Here is a 15,526-nt window from a genome sequence, read left to right as displayed (position 1 = left end):
GTCCCCACAGTACGGTCCTGCACCCGCGCGGGCGCCGGGAAACCGGGCGGGCCCCGGGAATCGGGCCGATCCCGGGGCGCACGGACGCCCCGGGGGCGCACGGAGCGCCGGTCCGCCGCCGGGCGAGCGCCCTCGGCCGCCCGCTCACACGCCCGGACGCCAGCCGGGGACCGGCACGGCCGCGCGCAGCGCCCTGGTGTACTCCTCGGCCGGGGCGTCCAGCACCCGGGCGCAGTCGCCCTGTTCGACCACCTGCCCGCGCCGCAGCACCAGCACCGTGTCGCAGAGCTGTCGGACCACCGCCAGGTCGTGCGAGATCAGCAGGTAGGCGATGCCGGTGGCGGCGCGGATGTCGGCGAGCAGGTTGAGGATCTGCGCCTGGATCGAGACGTCGAGCGCCGACACCGCCTCGTCCAGCAGCAGCACCTGCGGCTGGGCCGCCAACGCCCGTGCGATGGCCACCCGTTGCCGCTGGCCGCCGGAGAGGTCCCGGGGCAGCGCCCCGGCCTGGCGATCGGTCAGGCCGACCTGGTCCACCAGCTCGGCCAGCCGGGCGGCCCGCTGCTCCGCCGTCAGCCGGGTGTGGTGCCGGAGCACCTCCTCGACCGCCGCCCGGACGCTCTGGCTCGGGTCGAGCGAGGTGTACGGGTCCTGGAAGACGATCTGCAGCTCGCGGGCCCTGCGGTTGCGCTCGGCCGCGCTCCGGGCCGGGGCGGAGCGGTCCCGGCCGAGGACCGCGATGCTGCCGCCGCTCGGGCGTTCGAGTCCGACCAGCATCCGGGCGATGGTGGTCTTCCCGGACCCCGACTCCCCCACGATGCCCAGCGAGCCGCCGGCCGGGACGCTGAAGGCCACGTCGGCCACGGCGGTGTGCCTGCGGCTGCCCTGGCCGCCGGGACTCGATCCGCCAGGGACCCGAAAGACCTTGGTGAGGCCGGAGACGGCGACCGCCGCCGCGGCGGGTCCGTTGTCCGCTGCGCTCATGCCGTCGCCTCCTGGAGGGTGATCTCGGCGACCCGGTGACAGCGCACCAGTCCGCCCCGGAAGGGCTCCAGTTCGGGGCGGACCTCGCGGCAGACCGGCTGGACGTGGCCGCAGCGGTCGGCGAAGGCGCAGCCCGGACCGGCCTCGAAGGCCGAGACCGGACGCCCCGGAATCGCCTGGAGGCGTTCGGACCGCTCGTCGATCGAGGGGCGCGAGCCGAGCAGGCCCAGGGTGTAGGGGTGGGCCGCGCGCTGGTGCAGTTCGTCGGCCTCGCGGAGTTCGACGATCCGCCCGGCGTACATCACCGCGACCCGGCCGCAGACCGCGAGGGCCAGGTCCAGGTCGTGGGTGATGAAGACCATGCCCAGGCCGCGCTCCCGGCGCAGCCGGTCGAGGATGCCGACGACCTCGGCCTGGATGGTGACGTCCAGGGCCGTGGTGGGTTCGTCGGCGAGCACCAGCCGGGGCTCGGCGAGCAGCACCGAGGCGATCATGACGCGTTGCAGCATCCCGCCGGACAGCTCGTGGGGGTACTGCCGCAGCCGCCGCGCCGGGTCGTCGATGCCCACCTCGGTGAGCACCCGGACGGCCCGGGCCTCGGCCTCGCGGCGGCCCATGCCCCGGTTCCTGACCAGCGCCTCGACCAGGAACGCGCCGATGCGCCGGGTCGGGTTGATGTGGGCCCGGGGGTCCTGGAAGATCATGCCGACGCCGTTGTCGCGGTAGCCGCGCAGCGCGCCGGCGTCCATGGCGGCGATGTCCTGGCCGTCGAAGCGGATGCTGCCCTCGACCTCGGCGCCGCCCGGCAGCAGCCGGGTGACGGCACGGACGGTCATGGACTTGCCGGAGCCGGACTCGCCGACCAGGCCGAGGGCCTCGCCGGGGGCGAGGGTCAGGTCGATCCCGTCCAGGACCGGCCTGCGGGCCCCGGCCCCGGCGGCACTGCGGTCCGCCAGGTGCACGGTGACGCCGCTGAGTTCCAGCAGCGGGGTGGCGGTCATACGGCGGCTCCAGTGAGTGCGGGGCTCGCGACGGTGCGCTTCCGGCTGCGCCGCAGCAGGTAGGGCTGCGGGCGCTCGCCGCTGATCCGCGCACCGATGACGGTGAGGGAGAGCACGCACAGCACGATGAGGACGCCGGGGGCGAGGATCGGCAGCCAGTAGCCCTGCTGCAGCGCGGTCTCGTCGCTGACCATGACGCCCCAGTCGGCGGTCGGCGCCTGGACCGCGAGCCCCAGGTAGGACAGCGAGGCCAGGTCCAGCAGGGCGTAGCCGAAGGCGATCGCGGCCTGTCCGACGACCACCGGCACGATGTTGCGCAGGATGTGCCGGGTGGTGATCCGGATCGCACCGAAGCCCTGCACCGACAGGGCGTCGACGTACGGGCTGACCCGCTGCTGCCGGGCCGCGGCGAGGACGATCCGGGCCAGGAAGGGGATGTAGGCGATGGACAGCGCGGCCACGGCCGGCATCAGCCCCGGGCCGAACAGGGACACCGCGAGGACCGCGAGCAGCAGGCCCGGCATCGCGTAGACGATGTCGAAGACCCGGGCGATGACGCTGTCCACGATGCCGCCGTACCAGCAGGCGGCCAGCGCCAGCGGGATGCCGATGAGCAGCGCGATGCAGACGATGAAGGCCGGTCCAAGCAGGCTGGTGCGGGCGCCGAACATCAGCCGGGACAGGATGTCGCGGCCGATGCCGTCGGCCCCGAGCAGGTGCGAGGCGGAGGGCTGGGCGAAGGAGTCGAGCAGGGAGGCGGTGTTGGGGCCGTAGGGCGCGAGCAGCGGGGCGGCGACCGCCGTCACCAGCACCACGATCATGAAGACCGCGGCGACGGTGCCGGAGGGGCCGAGCGCGGCGCGGACCCGGCGCAGCCTCGGGATGGGGTTCATGCGGTCCTCCTGGTGGTGCGCAGCCGCGGGTCGATCAGCGCCTGGATCAGGTCGCTGACGGCATTGCAGATCACGAATGCCGCGACCAGCAGCAGTGAGACGGCCTGCACCACCGGGAAGTCCTTCTGGCCCACGGACGAGATGGTGAGCTGCCCGATGCCGGGGACGGCGAAGGCGGTCTCCACGATCAGGGTGGAGGCGAAGGTGCCGGAGGTCAGCAGCGCGACGGCGGTGATGATCGGGGGCAGGGCGTTGCGGAACACGTGGTCGCGGAGCACCGCCCACCGGGGCAGGCCGCGCACCAGCGCGGTCTGCACGTGCTCCTTCTGGAGTTCCTCGCGCAGGGCGTTGCGGGAGATCCGGGCGAGGAAGCCGATGCTCATGATCGCCATGGCGATCGCGGGCAGGACCAGCCCGTGCAGTTCCCCGCCGAACCCGCTGCCGATGCCGGACTCCGGGAACCAGCCGAGGTGCACCGCGAACACCGAGATCAGCAGCGAGGCGGCGACGAAGGAGGGCACGGTGACCGACACCGAGGTGGCGGCGTTGGCGGCGGCGTCCACGGCGCCGGGGCGCATGGCCGCGACCGCGCCCATGCCGATCCCGAGCACGACGACGATCACCATGGTCAGGGTGACCAGCAGCAGACTGGTGCCGAGGTGGCCGCCGACCCGGTCGGCCACGGACTGGCCGGTGACCATGGAGGTCCCCAGGTCGCCGTGGAGGACGCCGGTGAGCCAGTCCCAGTAGCGGACCGGCAGCGGCTGGTCGAGGTGCAGCCGGTGGGCCACGGCGGCGCGGGCCGCCGCCGTGGGCTGCCGGCTCCCGAAGAGCACGTCCTCGGGGCTGCCGGGGGCGAGGTAGAGGCTGCCGAAGATCACCACGCTGGACAGCAGCAGCGTGGTGACCAGCCCGCCGAGGCGGTGCAGCACCAGCCGCCCCATCAGGGGGCTCCCATCGCGGCGGCCCAGGCGTTGTCCATGTAGGAGAAGGTGAGCGGAGCGCCGGTGACGGCCTTGTTCTGGAACAGCAGGGCGCGCGGGGCGACGATCGGGATCCAGGGCAGGGCCTTGGCGATGACGGCCTGCGCGGCGACGACGGCCTCGGCCCGCTGCACCGGGTCCGCCGCCCCCTGGGCCTTGAGCAGGTCGGCCTCGACCGCGGGGTCGCTCCAGCCGTTGAAGTTCTGCGCCCCGGCCTTGGTGGCGTAGCTGGTGTACATGTCCGCGGCCTCGGGGTACTCCAGGTAGTTGATGGTGATGAAGGAGTCGTAGGCCGCGCGGGCCTTGGGGTCGATGAAGAGGTCGCCGTACTGCTGGTCCGGCAGTCCGATGATCTTCACCTTGAGGCCGATGGCGTCCCCGGTCTGCTGCAGCACCTCGGCGAGCTGGGCGTCGGTGGGGCTGCTGGCGGCGTACCCGATGCTGACCGACTTACCGGTGGCCCCGGCCTGCTGGACGAGCTTGGTGGCGCCGGCGATGTCGGCGCTCTGCTCCAGCTTCTGGTAGGCCGCCTGGTACACGGACTTGGCGGGGCTGCTCTGCCAGAACCCGGGTCCGGCGACGGCGTAGAGCGGGTCGGCCGCGCCGTTGAACAGGGTCTGCGCGATCCCGGTGCGGTCGATCGCCATCGACAGCGCCTGACGGACCCGCACATCACCGAGGGTGCCGGTGAGCTGGGAGACGATCAGGTCGATGTTCTGGGTGGTGGAGCCGGCCGCGCCGACGTACAGCTTGCCGTCGGTGGCCTTGTTCAGCTGGCTGATGGTGGAGGGGGGCAGGTCGAACGCACCGTCCAGGCTGCCGGAGGACAGCGCGTTGGCTATCGCCGAGGGGTCGGACATGAAGGTGAAGGTGACCGTCGCGGCCTTGGCCGCGTGCGCCGGGTCCCAGTAGTCCGGGTTGCGCTTCAGCACCATGGTGTTGGTGCCGTCGAACGACGCGACGGTGTAGGGACCGGCGCAGACCACGCCCACGTTGGCGTTGCCGAAGTTCGCGCCCTCCTTCACCGCGAACGCCTTCTCCACGATCGACCCGGCGAGGATGCCCATGTTGCGGACGAACAGGTAGTCGGGCTTGCTGAAGGTGACCGTGACCTGCTCGGCGCCGGTGGCCTTGACCGAGGTGACGTCGGTGTAGGAGTCGGAGTAGTTGCTGGCCTCGTTGGGGTCCTGGTTGCGCAGCAGGCTGTAGACCACGTCGGCCGGGGTGACCGGGTGGCCGTCGCTGAAGGTCGCCTTCGGGTTCAGGTCGAACACCAGGTGCTCGGCGTCCGGCTGGTTCCACGAGGAGGCGATGCCGGGGCTGAGGCTGTAGTCGGCGTTGGTGGTCAGCAGCGGCGGGCAGACGTTGCCGAGGATGGTCTCCTCGGGGTAGTCGGCGGTCTTCAGCGGGTCCTCGGAGTAGGGGGCGCGGTAGTCGCCGTACCAGGTGAGGGCGGACAGCGGCCCCTGGCCGGGCGCGGTGGTGGCCTGCGCGGTGCTGAAGTTGCTCTTGGAGCCGCTCTTGGCGAGGGGGCTGCCGGAGCTGCTGCAGGCGCTGGTGAGCAGGGCCAGGGCCGCGAGCGGGAGCGCGGTACGGAGAGTGCGTCTGTGCACGGGAATGCCTCTCGTCTGGTGTGGGGGGCTGGACGGTGGGCTACTGCGCGGCGTGGACCAGCGCGCCCTCGACGTAGGTGCGCAGCACCCGGGTCGCACCGATGGCCTCGGCCGGTTCGGCGAACGGGTCGCGGTCGAGCACGACCAGGTCGGCGTACTTGCCGGTCTGGACCGAGCCGGTGTCGGCGTCGAGGTGGTTCACCCGGGCGGTACCGGCGGTGTAGGCGGCGATCGCGGTGCCGAGGTCGATCCGCTCCGCGGGACCGAGCACCCGGGGGTCCTCCTCGCCGAAGCGGTTGACGGCGACATGGATGCCGAGCATCACGTCGGGGGTGCTCACCGACCAGTCGCTGCCGGCCGCGAGCATCGCGCCGGAGCGGGCCAGCGAGCCGAAGGGGTACTGCCAGGCGGCCCGGCGCTCGCCCAGGAACGGGATGGTGAGCTCGTCCATCTGCGGTTCGTGGCAGGCCCAGAGCGGCTGGATGTTGGCGGTCGCGCCGAGCGCGCGGAAGCGCGGCACGTCCTCGGGGTGCACCACCTGGAGGTGCGCCAGGTGGTGCCGGTTCCCGCGCTGGCCGTTGCGGCGCAGGGCCTCCTCGATCGCGTCCAGCGCGGTGCGGACCGCACGGTCCCCCAGGGCGTGGAAGTGGACCTGGAAGCCCTCGGCGTCCAGCTCGCTGACGTAGCCGCCGAGCTTCTCCGGGTCGATGAAGTCGAGACCGGAGGCGCCGGTGGAGCAGCCGCAGCCGTCGAGGTAGGGCTCCAGCATGGCGGCGGTGTGGTTCTCGGCGACGCCGTCCAGCATCATCTTGACGCTGCCGGCCCGGAACCGGCCCTGGCCCCCGGCGGCGTGGGCGGCCTCGGCACGGCGGGCGGCGAAGAGCGGCAGCTGCTCCAGCCCGCCCTCGCGGTCCCACCACTGGGCGGCGCGGACCCGGGCGGTGAGGGTGCCGGCCTCGGCGGCGGCCAGGTAGGCGCCGTAGACGTCGCCGGGGCCGAAACCGGTGCCGACGGCGGCGTCCTGCCAGCCGGTGATCCCGAAGCCGTGCAGGTAGCGCTGGCCCTCCAGCAGGCCCTGGTAGAACTCCGCCTCGGTGGTGGCCGGGATCTGACGGAGGACCAGTTCGGCGGCGCCCTCCTGGAGCATCCCGGTGGGCTCGCCGTCGGCGTCGCGCTCGATCCGGCCGTCGGCCGGGTCGGGGGTGTCCCGGGTGATCCCGGCCAGCTCCAGCGCCCGGCTGTTGGCCCAGAGGCCGTGGCCGTCGCGGTTGGGCAGGGCGACCGGCCGGTCCGGGACGACCGCGTCCAGCACGGAGCGGTGCGGGGTGCCGCCGGGGAAGGCCTCCATGCTCCAGCCGCCGCCGGTGATCCAGGCCCGGTCGGGGTTGGCGGCGGCGTAGGCGGCGACGGCCTCGGCGTAGGCCCCGGCCTCCTCCAGGTGGTGCAGGTCGCAGCTGCGCATGGTGGCGCCGCCGAGGACGGGGTGGACGTGCGCGTCCTGGAAGCCGGGGACGAGCAGTCGGCCGGCCAGGTCGACGACCTCGGTGCCGGACCCGATCAGGTGGCTGACGTCGTGGTCGTCGCCGACGACGACGATCCGCCCGTCGCGGACGGCGACGGCGGTGGCCCAGGAGCGGGCCGGGTCGACGGTGAAGACGGGACCGCCGGTGAAGACGAGGTCGGCGAAGTGGTGGTCGCGGGGCACGGGCCCTCCGAGGGCGAGAGGAGACGGCGGAAGCGGGCAGCGGCGGGGCAGCGGCCGGGGCCGGAGCCTCCGACCGGATGCGGCGCGGCCGGATGAGTGAGCATCACACTCGATGACAGCGCCCCTGTCAATGGCATTGACATGAGCCAGCCGTTACGATCTGATCAACTCGGCCGGCGCGGCGCGCTCCGGCCCGGAGCGGAGGGAACCCAGTGACGGCGCAGGATTCGACGACGGGCAGGCCGACGGCCAGGCGCAGGGTCGTGCTCAGCCGCGAGGCGATCCTGGAAGCGGCCATGCGTCTGTGCTCGCCCGAGGGCGGCGGGGTGCTGACCTTCAGCCGGCTCGGCAAGGAGCTGGGCGCCGACCCGACCGCCGTCTACCGGCACTTCCGCGACAAGGACGACCTGGTCCTGGCGCTGACCGCGATGCTGATCGAGGAGGCCGAGGCGCAGGTCGACCGGGCCGCGCTCAGCCACGACCAGTGGCGGGAGTGGCTCACCGCCACCGCCCGCACGGTACGGGCGGTCCATCTGGCCCGGCCCGCGCTGGCGGTGCTCGCGGCCAACCGCACCACCGCCAGCCCGGCCGAGACCGAGAGCGTCGAGGAGATCATCGGCGTGCTGCACCGGGCCGGGCTGCCGCCGGTCGAGGCCGCCGAGTGCTACCGGATGCTGCTCGACCTGACCCTGGCCTTCGTCCAGTCGACGGCGGCGTTCCTGATCCTGGAGCCGGAGGTGCAGGCCAAGGACGACGCCGCCTGGGCGGTGAAGTACGGACTGCTGCCGGCCGAGCAGTTCCCGCTGCTGCAGGCCGGCTCGGCCCGGCTGACCGAGCTGTTCCGCAACGACGACGAGGTCTTCGAGCTGGTGCTGGAGACCTTCCTGGACGGGGTCGGGCTGAAGATCGAGCGGGCCCGGTCCGGCGGCTGACCTCCGGTCAGTCCTCCGGTTCCCGCTTCGGCAGCTCCGCCTCCCAGAGCGGGTGCTCGCGGCGGGCCCAGGTGCGGGAGACCCGGCCGGTGCGCATCCCGTGCCGCGACTCCGGGTCCCTGACCGCCATCCGGATGTGCCCGATCACCAGGATGCCGATCACCAGCGCCAGCCAGTCGTGGACGTAGCTGGCGCCGGTGCGCAGGTTCAGCGGCGCCAGCGAGGTGAACCACATCATCAGCCCGGTGCCGACCATCACCACCACCAGCCCGGCGATCACCGCCGCGTACAGCTTCTGCCCGGCGTTGAACTTGCCCGCCGGACCGGCGAACCCGGTCCCCCGGCGGATCGCGCGCCAGACCCAGCCCTTGTCCTGCGGGCCGAAGCGGTTGAGCTCGGTCAGGTCGGCCCGGACGCCCTTGAAGAACAGCCCGAGCGCCAGCGGCACCGGCAGCAGGATGCCCGACCACTCGTGGACGGTCACCAGCAGCAGTCGGCGGCCGACCATCTCGGCCAGCTCCGGGACGTAGAGGAAGGCGGCGCTGGCGATCGCGGTCAGCATCAGCGTCGAGGTGCAGCGGTGCACCCAGCGCTCGGCGGTGGTGAAGCGGTACACGTCGCCCGGGGCTCCGCTGCCCGCCACGTCACTCACCGTCGATCGGGACGTCGCCGGAGCGCCCGTTGGACTTGCCGACCCAGGCTTCGACGTCATAGCCGTAGTTCTCCCAGTAGCCGGTGATGACCCGGTCGGTGACGGTGATCCCGGACAGCCACTTGGCCGACTTGTAGAAGTACATCGGCGCGACGTAGAGCCGGACCGGTCCGCCGTGGTCGCGGGTGACCGGGGCGTTGTCCATCTGGTGCGCCACCATCACGTCCGGCCGCCGGGCCTCGTCCAGGGTCAGGCTCTCGCTGTAGACGCCGTCGAAGCAGGTGAAGCGCAGCGCCTTCCCCTCCGGCTTCACCCCGGCCGCGTCCAGCAGCTGCGACAGCAGCACCCCGCCGAACTCGGTGTTCGGCACCCGCCAACCGGTCACGCACTGGACGTCCTTGACCAGCCGCGTCTGCGGCAGGGCCTGCAGGTCGGCCAGGGTGTAGGTGGCCGGGCGGTCGACCAGGCCGTCCACGGTGAGGCGGTAGTCGGTGTCGCTGCGGTACGGCAGCGAGGAGGCAACGTTGTAGAACTGGAACCCGTCGCCGCCGGGGAGCAGCCCGGTCAGGCCGGTCGGGTCCTTGCTGCTGATCGAGGCCAGCACACCGTTCAGGCCGTTCTCGATCTGCGCCCCGAAGGCCACCCCGAGCGCGCCGAGCGCGGTCACCCCGAGCACGACCCGTCGCCCCACCGGCTTGCCGGGGAGCTTGCCGTGCTCGTCCCCGGGGTCCGCGCCGGTGGCCCCGCCGTCCTTGTCCATACCTCGATTGCACCACCGCAACCTGTGAGTGACCAGCAACGACGGCTTTCTGTCAGGGTTCGGTAATCTCCATCCCCGTTCGGGACCCCGAGGCGGGATGCCGATGGCGGTCACCCCCACCGCGAACGGGTCCGCCGGGCCCTCCTCGGACCGGACGAATTCACCACCTCACCGCTCTACCGGGCGCGGAGTCGCACCGTGGCGGCCGGGCCCGGCCTGCTCGACCTGACCTCGCTCGGACGTCCCGGCCAGTGCCCCACCTGCCTCTTCTTCGGGGCGGTGCACCGACTGGTGCTGGCCGGCGTCGACGGCCATCTGCGCTGGGTGGAGGCCCCGCCGTAGCGGCTGGTCGCCCAGGGTGACCGGCAGCGAGAGCGGTCCGCGCATGATGCCGGACGGCGTCCAGGCGAGCTCGCGGTGGTCCAGCACCGGGCGCAGCACCGGCAGTCGGCGCAGCAGCGTGGAGAGCGCGATCACGCCCTCCAGCCTGGCCAGCGGGGCGCCCAGGCAGTAGTGGATGCCGTGGCCGAAGGCCAGGTGGCGGCCGTCGGTGCGGGAGACGTCCAGCGTCTCCGGATCGGCGGCCGCCTGCGGGTCGCGTCCGGCGGAGGCGAGGGCGACCATCACCGGCGTCCCCCTGGGGACCACCGTGCCGCCGAGTTCGACGTCGCGGCGGGCGAAGCGCAGCGGGGCCTGCTCGACCGGGGCGTCGTAGCGCAGGAACTCCTCGACCGCGCCCGGCATCAGCTCCGGCCGCTCCCGCAGCAGCCGGGCCTGGTCGGGGTGGTCGAGCAGGGCGGCGAGGGCGTTGCCGAGCAGGTTGACGGTGGTCTCCCGGCCGGCGATGACCAGCAGCACGGCGGTGCCGCACAGCTCCAGCTCGGACAGCTGGTCGCCGTCCTGCTCGCGGATCGAGACCAGCGCGGAGAGCAGGTCCTCGCCGGGCTCGCGGCGCTTCTCCGCGATCAGCTCGGTGAGGAAGCCGTAGAGCGAGGCCACCGCGGCCCGCTGCACCTCCCTGGGGGTGCTGGCACCGCCGGCCAGGGCCGTCGCGGTCCACTGCCGGAAGTCCTCCTGCCGGGCCAGCGGCACCCCGAGCAGTTCGCAGATGACGGTGGTGGGCAGCGGCCCGGTGAAGTCCGCGACCAGGTCGACGGCCCCGCCGGCGGCGGCCTTGGCCTCGATGGCGTCGACCAGCCCGTCCGCGATCTGCTGGATCCTCGGGGCGAGGGCCTCGACCCGGCGCGGGGTGAAGGCCCTGGCCACCGGGGTGCGCAGCCGGGTGTGGTCCGGCGGGTCGGTCAGCAGCATGTTGCCGCCCAGCCCCGAGCCCTCGCCCCGGTAGCTGGTGATCCTGGCGGCGTCCAGCGCCTCGGCGCCGATCTCCGGATCCTTGCCGAGGTCGGGGTGGGCCAGCGCGATCCGGGCCAGCTCGTAGTCGACCACGACGTAGAGCCCGAGTCCGTTGGGCTGCCGGACCCGGTGGATCGGGCCCCGGGCCCGCAGCTCCGCGAAGCGCTCGTGGGCGTGGAGCTTGAACTCCAGGTCGTTGATCAGCGGTACACCGGACACGGGACTCCCCTGGACACCTGCGCCCGTTCTGTGCGCCCGCACATTCTGCCCGGCCCGCACCGGCGGTGCGGCGGTGCGGCGGAGCGGCCGAGGGGCGGAACGCCCAGGTAGGGCAAGATGGTGGCGTGACCCTGACTGATCTCATCCCCGCCGAACCGCTGCCCGACGACCTCTTCACCGCGTTCGCGGGCTGGGCGGAGGAGCGGGGGATCACCCTCTACCCCGCGCAGGAGGAGGCGCTGATCGAGATCGTCTCCGGGTCCAACGTCATCCTGAACACCCCCACCGGCTCGGGCAAGAGCCTGGTGGCGGCCGGAGCGCACTTCGCGGCGCTGGCGCGCGGCGAGCGGACCTTCTACACCGCGCCGATCAAGGCACTGGTCTCGGAGAAGTTCTTCGACCTGGTGAAGATGTTCGGCACCGCCAACGTCGGGATGATGACCGGCGACGCCAGCGTCAACCCGCAGGCCCCGATCATCTGCTGCACCGCCGAGATCCTGGCCAGCATCGCGCTGCGGGACGGCGCGGACGCCGACGTCGGCCAGGTGGTCATGGACGAGTTCCACTTCTACGCCGAACCGGACCGGGGCTGGGCCTGGCAGGTGCCGCTGATCGAGCTGCCCCGGGCGCAGTTCCTGCTGATGTCGGCGACGCTCGGCGACGTCCGCCGGTTCGAGGCGGACCTCAAGCGCCGCACCGGGCGGCCGACGACCACCGTCGCCTCGTCGGAGCGTCCGGTGCCGCTCTTCTACGAGTACCAGCGGACCCCCATCCACGACACCCTGGAGCAGCTGCTGTCGACCGGCCAGGCGCCGGTCTACGTGGTGCACTTCACCCAGGCCGCCGCCGTGGAGCGGGCCCAGGCGCTGATGAGCATCAACATGTGCTCCAAGGCCGAGAAGGACGCGATCGCCGCGCTGATCGGCAACTTCCGCTTCACCACCAAGTTCGGCCGCAACCTCTCGCGCTTCGTCCGGCACGGCATCGGCGTGCACCACGCCGGGATGCTGCCCAAGTACCGGCGGCTGGTGGAGCGGCTGGCGCAGGCCGGGCTGCTGAAGGTCATCTGCGGCACCGACACCCTCGGCGTCGGCGTCAACGTGCCGATCCGCACGGTGCTGTTCACCGCGCTGTCCAAGTACGACGGGCAGCGGGTGCGGCTGCTGCGCGCCCGCGAGTTCCACCAGATCGCCGGGCGGGCCGGCCGGGCCGGGTTCGACACCGTCGGCACGGTCGTCGCCCAGGCCCCGGAACACGTCACCGAGAACGACAAGGCCCTGGCCAAGGCCGGGGACGACCCGAAGAAGAAGCGCAAGGTGGTCCGCAAGAAGGCCCCGGACGGCTTCATCTCCTGGGGCGAGGAGACCTTCACCAAGCTGATCGACGCCCAGCCGGAGCCGCTGGTCTCCCGGTTCCGGGTCAGCCACCTGATGCTGCTGTCGGTGATCAACCGCCCGGGCAACGCCTTCGAGGCGATGAAGCACCTGCTGCTGGACAACGACGACGACCCGAAGGCCCGCCGCCGGCACATCGGCGAGGCCATCGCGATCTACCGCTCGCTGCTGGCCGGCGGCGTGGTGGAGCGGCTGGAGACGCCGGACGAGACCGGCCGGATCGTCCGGCTGACGGTCGACCTCCAGTCCGACTTCTCGCTGACCCAGCCGCTGTCGACCTTCGCCCTCGCCGCCTTCGAGCTGCTCGACGTGGAGTCCCCCAGCTATGCGCTGGACGTGCTCAGCGTGGTCGAGTCGACGCTGGACGACCCGCGCCAGATCATCGGCGCGCAGGAGAACAAGGCGCGCGGCGAGGCGGTCGCGGAGATGAAGCGGGAGGGGATCGAGTACGAGGAGCGGATGGAGCGGCTCCAGGAGATCACCTACCCCAAGCCGCTGGAGGAACTGCTTGGCCACGCCTACGAGGTGTACCGCCGGGCGCACCCGTGGATCGGCGACCACCCGCTGCGGCCGAAGACCGTCGCCCGCGACCTCTACGAGCGGGCGATGACCTTCGCCGACTACGTCGGCTTCTACGAGCTGGCCCGGACCGAGGGCCTGGTGCTGCGCTACCTGGCCGGCGCCTACAAGGCGCTGGAGCACACCGTCCCGGACGACCTGAAGTCCGAGGACCTGCGGGACCTGATCTCCTGGCTGGGCGAGCTGGTCCGCCAGGTCGACTCCAGCCTGCTGGACGAGTGGGAGAAGCTGGCCAACCCGGAGGACGAGGAGGAGCGCGAACTGGAGCTGCTGGACGAGAAGACCACGCCGGTCACCACCAATGTCCGCGCCTTCCGGGTGCTGGTGCGCAACGCGATGTTCCGCCGGGTGGAGCTGGCGGCGCTGGAACGCCACTACGACCTGGGCGAGTTGGACGCCGAGGACGGCGGCTGGGACCAGGACCGCTGGGCCGACGCGATGGACGCGTACTGGGACGAGCACGACGACCTGGGCACCGGCCCGAACGCGCGCGGGCCGAAGATGCTGCTGATCGACGAGGACTCGGTCCAGGGCGCCTGGCTGGTCCGGCAGATCTTCGACGACCCGGACGGCGACCACGACTGGGGCATCAGCGCCGAGGTCGACCTGGCCTCCTCCGACGAGGAGGGCCGCGCGGTGCTGCGGGTCACCGGCGTCAACCGGCTCTGAGCGGACCGGTGCTGACTAGGATCGGGGCTGCCGCACGACCCGGGACGATCGGAAGGATGCCGCCGTGGGGGACGCAGGACTGGTGGAGGTCACCTCGGAGGCCGAGCTGCGGGAGCTGCTCGGCCCGCCGACGGCGCGGGTCGCGGGCAAGGTCCGCACCCGGCTGCACCAGCACGACCGGGCCTGGCTGGCGGCCTCGCCCTTCGTCGTCGTCTCCACCTCGGCGGCGGACGGCAGTTGCGACACCTCGCCGAAGGGCGATCCGGCCGGCTTCACCCTGGTGCTGGACGACACCACGATCGCCCTGCCGGAGCGCCCCGGCAACCGCAGGGGCGACGGCTACCGGAACGTGCTCAGCAATCCCCATGTCGGGCTGCTGTTCCTGATCCCCGGCCGGGGCGACACGCTCCGGATCAACGGCCGGGCCCGGCTGCTGCGCGACGCCCCCTTCTTCGACCGGATGGCGGTCAAGGGGCATCGGCCGCAGCTCGCCCTGCTGGTCGACGTCGAGGAGGTCTTCTACCACTGCTCGATGTCCTTCCTCCGGTCCGCCCTGTGGAAGCCGGAGGGCTGGCAGCCGGAGGCGGCGCCGTCCCGCGCCCGGATCGTCAAGAGCCTGGAGCGGCCCGAGGCGGACCTGGCGGAGCTGGAGCAGTACTACGGTCCGCAGTACGGCGAGGGCCGCCTCTACGGCTGACCCCTGCCGTCACCGCCGGCCGCGGCGCACCCGGTGGAAGGCGAAGGCGACCAGTGCCGCGGCCAGCACCAGCAGCACCCCGGACTCGACCAGCTGCAGCGGCCAGAAGTGCGAGGCCGGCTGGTAGACGCCGTAGAAGGTCTGCGAATTCTGGCAGGCGGTGCTTGCGCAGTCGGCGGAGGCCGACAGCCTGGAGCCGTCGGGCAGCACCACACCGCTGTCGACCATCCAGGCGTTGGGCGGGGGGACGAAGCCGTCGAAGGCGTTCCTCCCCACCTGCACCTGGTCGACCAGCGGGTAGAGATACGGCCGGACCAGGTACATGAGGACCGTCGAGGCCCCGCCGAGCACCCCGGTGACCAGCACCGAGGCAAGCACGGACCGCAGCAGCAGCCCGACCGCGACGCCCAGGGCGAGGGCGAAGAGGGCGTAGCCGACCAGGACCGTACCGACGGTGTCGTAGGTCTTCGCATCGAACGCGTATTCGCCGCCGCCCGGGACGACGTACTGCCGCCAGAACCAGTAGGAGAGGCCGGCCGCCGCCGCGAAGGCCGCCAGCACCACCGCCGCCGTGGAGCCGAGGCGGGCGGCGAGCCAGCGCCCCGGCGACACCGACTGCGCCCAGGCCAGCAGCTGGGTGCGCCGCTCGAACTCCCGGGACAGCAGCGGCGCGCCGACGAACATCCCGATCGCGATCGGCGCCAGCAGCAGCCCGAGCTGAACGACGCCCTGGTAGAAGTTGACGTAGTCGCCCTGCTTGCCGAGGAAGGCGTTGCAGGCCGGGGTCAGACCGGTCGGCACGGTGCCGACGGTGAGGCCGTTCGCCGAGGTTGCCGGCGGCGAGCCGGTGCAGGACGCCGCCGTCAGGTGCTGCGGCCCGGCAGCGGCGTCCAGCCCGTGGACGCACCAGCCGATCGCCCCGGCCAGCAGCAGCACGAGGGCCAGCAGCACCCAGACCAGTGACCGGTTCTGACGCCAGCTCAGCCAGAGCAGCCCGTGCAGCCGCTCGCTCCGGCGCGAGCCGGTTCCGGCGGTCGCAACGGCGGAACTCACAGCGCTCATGCGTGGAACTCCCTTTCGCTCACATGGGGA

The 15,526-nt window shown here is 72.5% G+C and carries 13 protein-coding genes; 3 read left to right on the top strand and 10 right to left on the bottom strand.

Annotation, left to right across the window (positions count from 1 at the left end; translation table 11 throughout):
• Positions 1–144: 144 nt before the first annotated feature.
• Genes BS75_RS36385 through BS75_RS36360 form a run of 6 tightly spaced genes read right to left on the bottom strand, consistent with a single transcriptional unit; the run spans position 145 to position 7,179 of the window.
• The gene (locus tag BS75_RS36385) at positions 145–984 is read right to left on the bottom strand and encodes an ABC transporter ATP-binding protein (protein WP_081982981.1); all 840 of its coding nucleotides are present in this window, start codon (positions 982–984) and stop codon (positions 145–147) included.
• Complete coding sequence (locus BS75_RS36380) at positions 981–1,985, bottom strand: ABC transporter ATP-binding protein (RefSeq protein ID WP_034091265.1); 1,005 nt, start codon at positions 1,983–1,985, stop codon at positions 981–983. The genes BS75_RS36385 and BS75_RS36380 overlap by 4 nt, the downstream gene beginning before the upstream one ends.
• The gene (locus tag BS75_RS36375; RefSeq protein ID WP_063771439.1) at positions 1,982–2,878 is read right to left on the bottom strand and encodes an ABC transporter permease; all 897 of its coding nucleotides are present in this window, start codon (positions 2,876–2,878) and stop codon (positions 1,982–1,984) included. Before BS75_RS36375 ends, BS75_RS36380 begins: the two co-directional genes overlap by 4 nt.
• Positions 2,875–3,822 carry an ABC transporter permease gene (locus BS75_RS36370; protein WP_034091264.1) on the bottom strand — a complete coding sequence of 316 codons (948 nt, stop codon included), beginning with the start codon at positions 3,820–3,822 and terminating at the stop codon, positions 2,875–2,877. Before BS75_RS36370 ends, BS75_RS36375 begins: the two co-directional genes overlap by 4 nt.
• Positions 3,822–5,474, bottom strand: a complete 1,653-nt coding sequence (locus tag BS75_RS36365; RefSeq protein ID WP_034091263.1) for an ABC transporter substrate-binding protein — start codon at positions 5,472–5,474, stop codon at positions 3,822–3,824. The genes BS75_RS36370 and BS75_RS36365 overlap by 1 nt, the downstream gene beginning before the upstream one ends.
• Before the next feature lie 40 nt (positions 5,475–5,514).
• Positions 5,515–7,179 carry an amidohydrolase gene (locus BS75_RS36360; protein ID WP_034091262.1) on the bottom strand — a complete coding sequence of 555 codons (1,665 nt, stop codon included), beginning with the start codon at positions 7,177–7,179 and terminating at the stop codon, positions 5,515–5,517.
• A 263-nt stretch (positions 7,180–7,442) separates the two neighbouring features.
• On the opposite strand from BS75_RS36360, the gene BS75_RS36355 reads away from it, so the two are divergent.
• Positions 7,443–8,111 carry a TetR/AcrR family transcriptional regulator gene (locus BS75_RS36355; RefSeq protein WP_052070146.1) on the top strand — a complete coding sequence of 223 codons (669 nt, stop codon included), beginning with the start codon at positions 7,443–7,445 and terminating at the stop codon, positions 8,109–8,111.
• Positions 8,112–8,118: 7 nt separating this feature from the next.
• Here BS75_RS36355 and BS75_RS36350 read toward each other — a convergent pair whose 3' ends face one another.
• The 3 genes from BS75_RS36350 to BS75_RS36340 all read right to left on the bottom strand — a co-directional run bounded on the left by BS75_RS36350 (position 8,119) and on the right by BS75_RS36340 (position 11,095).
• Positions 8,119–8,823 (bottom strand): cytochrome b/b6 domain-containing protein, encoded by a 705-nt coding sequence (locus BS75_RS36350; RefSeq protein ID WP_081982979.1) that lies wholly within the window; start codon positions 8,821–8,823, stop codon positions 8,119–8,121.
• On the bottom strand, positions 8,756–9,523 hold the full coding sequence (locus BS75_RS36345) for a molybdopterin-dependent oxidoreductase (protein ID WP_034091259.1): 768 nt from the start codon (positions 9,521–9,523) through the stop codon (positions 8,756–8,758). Before BS75_RS36345 ends, BS75_RS36350 begins: the two co-directional genes overlap by 68 nt.
• Positions 9,524–9,691: 168 nt before the next feature.
• On the bottom strand, positions 9,692–11,095 hold the full coding sequence (locus BS75_RS36340) for a cytochrome P450 family protein (protein ID WP_063771438.1): 1,404 nt from the start codon (positions 11,093–11,095) through the stop codon (positions 9,692–9,694).
• 125 nt (positions 11,096–11,220) lie between these two features.
• Between BS75_RS36340 and BS75_RS36335 the strand changes: the two genes are divergently transcribed.
• Together BS75_RS36335 and BS75_RS36330 are read left to right on the top strand one after the other, a co-directional pair.
• Entirely contained in the window at positions 11,221–13,737 is a 2,517-nt protein-coding gene (locus BS75_RS36335; protein WP_034091258.1) for a DEAD/DEAH box helicase, read from the top strand.
• A gap of 64 nt (positions 13,738–13,801) precedes the next feature.
• Positions 13,802–14,434, top strand: a complete 633-nt coding sequence (locus BS75_RS36330) for a pyridoxamine 5'-phosphate oxidase family protein (RefSeq protein WP_034091257.1) — start codon at positions 13,802–13,804, stop codon at positions 14,432–14,434.
• A 9-nt stretch (positions 14,435–14,443) separates the two neighbouring features.
• On the opposite strand, the gene BS75_RS36325 is transcribed toward BS75_RS36330, so the two are convergent.
• Positions 14,444–15,496, bottom strand: a complete 1,053-nt coding sequence (locus BS75_RS36325; RefSeq protein WP_042437405.1) for an ABC transporter permease — start codon at positions 15,494–15,496, stop codon at positions 14,444–14,446.
• Positions 15,497–15,526 lie beyond the last annotated feature (30 nt).

The sequence above is a fragment of the Streptacidiphilus albus JL83 genome, assembly GCF_000744705.1.
In the GTDB taxonomy this organism is placed as follows: Bacteria; Actinomycetota; Actinomycetes; order Streptomycetales; family Streptomycetaceae; genus Streptacidiphilus; species Streptacidiphilus albus.
This window is presented reverse-complemented; position numbering and strand designations above follow the sequence as displayed.

Coding starts and splice junctions, on each gene's coding strand:
- BS75_RS36375 (WP_063771439.1), bottom strand. CDS start 2,878: ATGAACCCCATCCCGAGGCTGCGCCGGGTCCGCGCCGCGCTCGGCCCC.
- BS75_RS36325 (WP_042437405.1), bottom strand. CDS start 15,496: ATGAGCGCTGTGAGTTCCGCCGTTGCGACCGCCGGAACCGGCTCGCGC.
- BS75_RS36345 (WP_034091259.1), bottom strand. CDS start 9,523: ATGGACAAGGACGGCGGGGCCACCGGCGCGGACCCCGGGGACGAGCAC.
- BS75_RS36350 (WP_081982979.1), bottom strand. CDS start 8,823: ATGACGTCGAAGCCTGGGTCGGCAAGTCCAACGGGCGCTCCGGCGACG.
- BS75_RS36370 (WP_034091264.1), bottom strand. CDS start 3,822: ATGGGGCGGCTGGTGCTGCACCGCCTCGGCGGGCTGGTCACCACGCTG.
- BS75_RS36385 (WP_081982981.1), bottom strand. CDS start 984: ATGAGCGCAGCGGACAACGGACCCGCCGCGGCGGCGGTCGCCGTCTCC.
- BS75_RS36380 (WP_034091265.1), bottom strand. CDS start 1,985: ATGACCGCCACCCCGCTGCTGGAACTCAGCGGCGTCACCGTGCACCTG.